The sequence below is a fragment of the Pseudomonas sp. P5_A2_2 genome (genome assembly GCF_054177685.1).
In genome coordinates this window covers 1-1,146 of sequence record NZ_JBGCUL010001255.1, presented here as the reverse complement: position 1 = coordinate 1,146, position 1,146 = coordinate 1, and the positions used below count along the sequence as shown (strand labels likewise).

Here is a 1,146-nt window from a genome sequence, read left to right as displayed (position 1 = left end):
GCGTTGCAGGCCTTGGAAAGGGAACAACCATTCCCAGCGGCMTACGCCTTGCCTGGCCAGCTTTAAGGCGACAACGCGGCGGGGAAACTAATTGAGAACGCCCCCTTGAAAAGGAACGTCATGGAGGACGCCTGATGCCATCAATTGCACAGTTCTTTTTACTGCTCACCCTGCTCGGCCCCCTGCCCCAGGCGCTCGCCACCACCGTTCACCGCTGCGAGGCGGCCAATGGGCGCATTACCTTCACCACGCTGAGCTGTGCCACGGGAGAAAGCGTTTCACTTCAGGACGTCCGCGCCTTTACACCCGGCAGCGCGATGATGCTTATGCCGCAAGCCGAACCCCGTGAAACACCAGGAATGAAAATCAAAAGGAAAGAGCCGACCGTAGTCGGTCAGGCGCAGGACAAGTGTGGAAACCTGATCAGTGCCAGGGAGCGCCGCGAAGCGATCATCAATCGGCGAGTGGTTGCCGGCATGAGCCAGCAAGACGTCGAAAGCGCCCTCGGCAAGCCGGACAAGATCAATATTCGCAATTCAGCCACGAGCTACCGTTACGACACCCGGAGGGGTCGCAGCGCAAACGTGGAGTTCGACGAGAGAGGATGCACGAAAGGAAAAGCCAAATCCCGGACGGCAAAAAGCCCGCATTAAATGCGGGCTTTCTGTTGTATGGTGCACTCGACAGGATTCGAACCTGTGACCGCTCGGTTCGTAGCCGAGTACTCTATCCAGCTGAGCTACGAGTGCATTTGTTGCCGCGCATTATAGGCCGTCTAATCTCTATGTCAAGCACTTTTTCTAGTAATTTCAACAACTTACCGAAGAAGCCAGATTACAACGTACTACGCAAATAATGGCGGAGAACGGGGGATTCGAACCCCCGACACCCTTTTGAGGTGTACTCCCTTAGCAGGGGAGCGCCTTCGGCCACTCGGCCAGCTCTCCGCAACACGGGGCGTATATTAACCAGCTTCTTCCCCGTTTGCAAACATAAAAAACGATAAAAATTAATGGCTTGGTTCTTCGTCCTTCTCTTTCTTGATACGCAGGTAAATTTCCTCCCGGTGAACCGCCACCTCTTTGGGGGCATTAACACCGATGCGCACTTGATTTCCTTTTACGCCGAGCACGGTCACGGTGATTT

Annotated in this window: 2 protein-coding genes and 2 tRNA genes; 1 reads left to right on the top strand and 3 read right to left on the bottom strand. The window is 54.8% G+C overall.

Going from position 1 to position 1,146, the window contains the following annotated elements:
* Window positions 1-134: 134 nt before the first annotated feature.
* On the top strand, window positions 135-653 hold the full coding sequence (locus ACXRVY_RS30600; protein WP_223459286.1) for a cell envelope protein SmpA: 519 nt from the start codon (window positions 135-137) through the stop codon (window positions 651-653).
* Between the two features lie 19 nt (window positions 654-672).
* Here ACXRVY_RS30600 and ACXRVY_RS30595 read toward each other — a convergent pair.
* The 3 genes from ACXRVY_RS30595 to csrA all read right to left on the bottom strand — a co-directional run.
* Window positions 673-749 (bottom strand) — tRNA-Arg (locus tag ACXRVY_RS30595).
* A 107-nt stretch (window positions 750-856) separates the two neighbouring features.
* Window positions 857-947: transfer RNA gene (locus ACXRVY_RS30590), tRNA-Ser, on the bottom strand.
* 62 nt (window positions 948-1,009) lie between these two features.
* Window positions 1,010-1,146 (bottom strand): carbon storage regulator CsrA (gene csrA / locus ACXRVY_RS30585; protein ID WP_458239151.1); only part of this gene is annotated, 137 nt, incomplete at its 5' end.